This window comes from Pseudomonas fluorescens (genome assembly GCF_902497745.1).
GTDB lineage: Bacteria > Pseudomonadota > Gammaproteobacteria > Pseudomonadales > Pseudomonadaceae > Aquipseudomonas > Aquipseudomonas fluorescens_BM.
The window spans coordinates 92,517-96,036 of sequence record NZ_CABVHJ010000009.1 but is presented as its reverse complement, the minus strand read 5'-3'; the positions used below and the strand labels follow the sequence as shown (position 1 = coordinate 96,036).

The following is a 3,520-nucleotide window of genomic DNA, read 5'->3' as shown; positions in this document are numbered from 1 at the left end:
TTCTTAGCATCCGGATCAGTAGGCAGGAAGCACAAAGGCACGTCATCCCTATAAAACGAATGCACCACGGAAAAATTAGCGATTGAGAACAACTGTCAGGCGGGAGGCAGAGCGGGGATTTTTCGGGCACCACAAATCAAAGGCGGGAGCGAGCAGGCTCGCTCCCACAGGCTATGCGGTGCTCAGGCGGTGGCGACCATGGCGTGGCGGCGGTGATGAACTTCGAGCTGATCCTTGATCACCTTGAGCACTTTCGCCTCATGCTCATGGATGAAAAAGTGCCCGCCGGCCAGCATGTCCACCGAAAAGCTGCCACGGGTTTCCTTGCTCCAGCCGATCAACTGTTCGGTGGTGGCGCGGTCGGCCTTGCCGCCAAGCACATGCACCGGGCAATTGAGCAGTGGTCGCTGCAGCGGCTCGAACTTGCCGCACAACAGAAAATCGGCGCGCAGGATCGGCAGGGTCAGGCTCATCAATTCGGCATTGGCCAGCACTTCCTCGCTAGTGCCATTGAGTGTGCGCAACTGATCGATCAACTCGGCATCAGTCTTGGGATCGGCAAAGCCGCGATCGTAATCGAGGCGCATCGTCGGCGCTGCGGTGCCAGAGGCAAACAGTGCCACCGGCTCCGGGCAACCCAGCGCACGCAGGGCGTGGGCCATTTCGCACGCCAATAATGCGCCGAGGCTATGACCGAACAGCGCATACGGGGTTTTGAGGGTCGGGCGCAGTTCCTTGGCCAACTGCATCGCCAGAGCGCGCATGTCGGTCTGCAGCGGCTCATCAAAGCGCGCGCCGCGTCCCGGCAACTCGACCGGTTTGAGTTGCAGCCATTGCGGCAACTTCGGCCGCCAGCGGCTATAGACCATCGCACTGGCACCGGAATACGGCAGGCACAGCAGAGTCAGCTGGGTCACCACACTTTCCTCAAAAAAATTCATCTGTAGAGAGAAACGGATGACTGCCCGGGCAAATTAGTCGGCGCTGGCTAAATCCCCGACCCGGGCGCTCGTTAACTGTTCAGACCAAAATCAATAATGAGGATTCGCCGTGGACCTGCAGAGCATCCTGGGCAAACTGTTCGCCAATGCCGGCGCCGTCGGTATCGAAGGGGTTTTCCAATTCGTTTTCGGCCCGCAGCAGGCTTACTGGTCCGAGGTCAAGACCAGCAGCCGCACCGAGGCCGGCCACCACGCCAGCCCGGACGTGACCATCGAAGTTGCGCAACAGGACTTTGTCGGGATCATGCATGGCACGGCCAACGTCGAAGAGCTGTTTGCCAGCGGTCGCTTGAAGATCGGCGGCAACATGGGCCTGGCGACACTGCTGCCGCAAATCATCGACCATGCCCGCCACGGAGGCGCGGTGGTGGAAAAGGTCGACATGAACAAGCGCTACCCGACGCCGCCCCGTTTCAGCGAACAACTGACCCGTGCTCTGCCGACCCAGCTCACTGTCGAGCGTCGCCCTCGCAGCGAGTTGTCAGTGGCCGAGTTCGAACAGCATTATTTGCCGAACGGTATTCCAGTGGTCATCAGTGATGCGCTGCACGACTGGCCATTGTTCAAGCTCAGCCGCGAAGCATCACTGGTGCATTTCGCCGAGCTGCAAGGCATCACCCGCCACGGTGATTACGTGAAGAAAAGCTTTTCCACCGAACGGGATTTCCGCTCGACATCGATGGCCGACTTCATCGCCTCGCTCGACAGCCCGGCGGTCAAAGGTGCGGACGGTGAACCGCCGGCCTACATGGGCAACAACATCCTGCCGGCCGCGCTGATGCAACAGATCCAGTACCCAGCCTACTTCGATGGCTCACTGTTCATACCGCCGCGAATCTGGATCGGGCCGAAGGGTACGTTGACGCCATTGCACCGCGATGACACTGATAATTTGTTCGCCCAGGTCTGGGGGCAGAAAAAATTCACCCTCGCCGCCCCGCATCACCGGGAAGCACTAGGCACTTGGTCGACGGCGCCGGACGGTGGGCTGGACGGTTGCGATTTCAACCCGGATGCGCCGGACTACGAGCGTTTCCCGGCGGCGCGTGCAGTGACATTCCTGCGCGTGACGCTGGAGGCTGGGGATTTGCTGTTTTTGCCGGAGGGCTGGTTCCATCAGGTGGAGTCGGTATCGACCTCATTGTCGGTGAACTTCTGGGTGAATTCGGGACGGGGTTGGTAACACTGCAAATCCTGTGGGAGCGAGCCTGCTCGCGAAAGCCATTTCACATTCAATCTGAATGTTGCCTGACACACCGCTTTCGCGAGCAGGCTCGCTCCCACAATAACAATCTCATTTCAGGTGGCGGTAACTCTGTACCGCCGAACCCAGCACCACCGCCCCCGCCGCGATCGCCAGCCAGAAGCCGCTGCGAGCGCCGAAGGCGTCCACCAGCCAACCGGAGCCGGCGGCCCCAACGGCCACACCGATACTCAAACCGGTCACCAGCCAGGTCAGGCCTTCGGTGAGTTTGGCCGGTGGCACAATGCGTTCAATCAACGCCATCGCCACAATCAGCGTCGGCGCGAAGAACAACCCGGCGATAAACACCGCCAGCGACAAGCCCAGAATATTATTCGCCAGCAACAGCGGTAGCGTCGTCACCGCCGTCGCGACCCCGCCGTACAAGAACAACCGTGGCAATGGCAATTTCGAACGCATCGCCCCGAAAGCGATCCCGGCCAGGCACGAACCGATGGCATACACCGACAAGACGATACTGGCGGCGGCAGGTTGTCCCTGCTGCTGGGCAAAAGCAACGCTGACCACATCGATCACCCCGACGATGATGCCCATGGCAATCATCAGCGCCAGCAGTAACTGAATATCGGTCGAACGAATGATCGAACCCTGATGATGCGACTCATGCGGATGCACCGCGGGTTCGGTGCTGCGCTGGGCGACGAACGCCGTCACACCAATCGCCAGCGCCAACAAAGCCGCCAGCGGCCCGGCCTCGGGGAATACCGCCACACACAACCCCACCGACAGCGGCGGACCGACGATAAAGCAGACTTCATCCAGCACCGACTCCAGCGCATAAGCAGTCTGTAGTTGCGGCTGGCCGCGATAGATTTCCGTCCAGCGCGCCCGCACCATCGCCGACATGCTCGGCATGCAACCGGCCAGCGCGGCGAAAACAAACAACGTCCAGGTCGGCGCCTGCAAACGCGTGCAGAGCAGCAGCATCAACAGCGCCCCGCCGCCGATCAACGCCGATACCGGGAGGATTCTTCGCTGGCCATAACGGTCAACCAGCCGCGACACCTGTGGCGCGCAAAACGCCGTTGCCAGTGCGAACGTCGCCGCCACCGCACCGGCCAAGGCATAGCCGCCCTTCAACTGCGAGAGCATGGTGATCACACCGATACCGGTCATGGAGATCGGCATGCGCGCGATCATCCCGGCCAGCACAAAATTTCGTGCGCCGGGAGCGTTGAACAATTCGCGGTAGGGGTTTGCCATGGGTGCAGCCTCATCAAGGGCCGCCAAGTTGCCATAGGGTCGGATGGCGTGG

Annotated in this window: 3 protein-coding genes; 1 reads left to right on the top strand and 2 read right to left on the bottom strand. The window is 60.8% G+C overall.

Annotation, left to right across the window (positions count from 1 at the left end):
- Positions 1-182 precede the first annotated feature (182 nt).
- Positions 183-920 (bottom strand): thioesterase II family protein, encoded by a 738-nt coding sequence (locus F8N44_RS15915; RefSeq protein WP_150651051.1) that lies wholly within the window; start codon positions 918-920, stop codon positions 183-185.
- Between the two features lie 130 nt (positions 921-1,050).
- Between F8N44_RS15915 and F8N44_RS15910 the strand changes: the two genes are divergently transcribed.
- On the top strand, positions 1,051-2,184 hold the full coding sequence (locus F8N44_RS15910; RefSeq protein ID WP_150650969.1) for a cupin-like domain-containing protein: 1,134 nt from the start codon (positions 1,051-1,053) through the stop codon (positions 2,182-2,184).
- A gap of 111 nt (positions 2,185-2,295) precedes the next feature.
- Here the strand turns inward: F8N44_RS15910 and F8N44_RS15905 are convergent, their stop codons facing one another.
- Positions 2,296-3,468 (bottom strand): MFS transporter, encoded by a 1,173-nt coding sequence (locus tag F8N44_RS15905; protein ID WP_150650968.1) that lies wholly within the window; start codon positions 3,466-3,468, stop codon positions 2,296-2,298.
- Positions 3,469-3,520 lie beyond the last annotated feature (52 nt).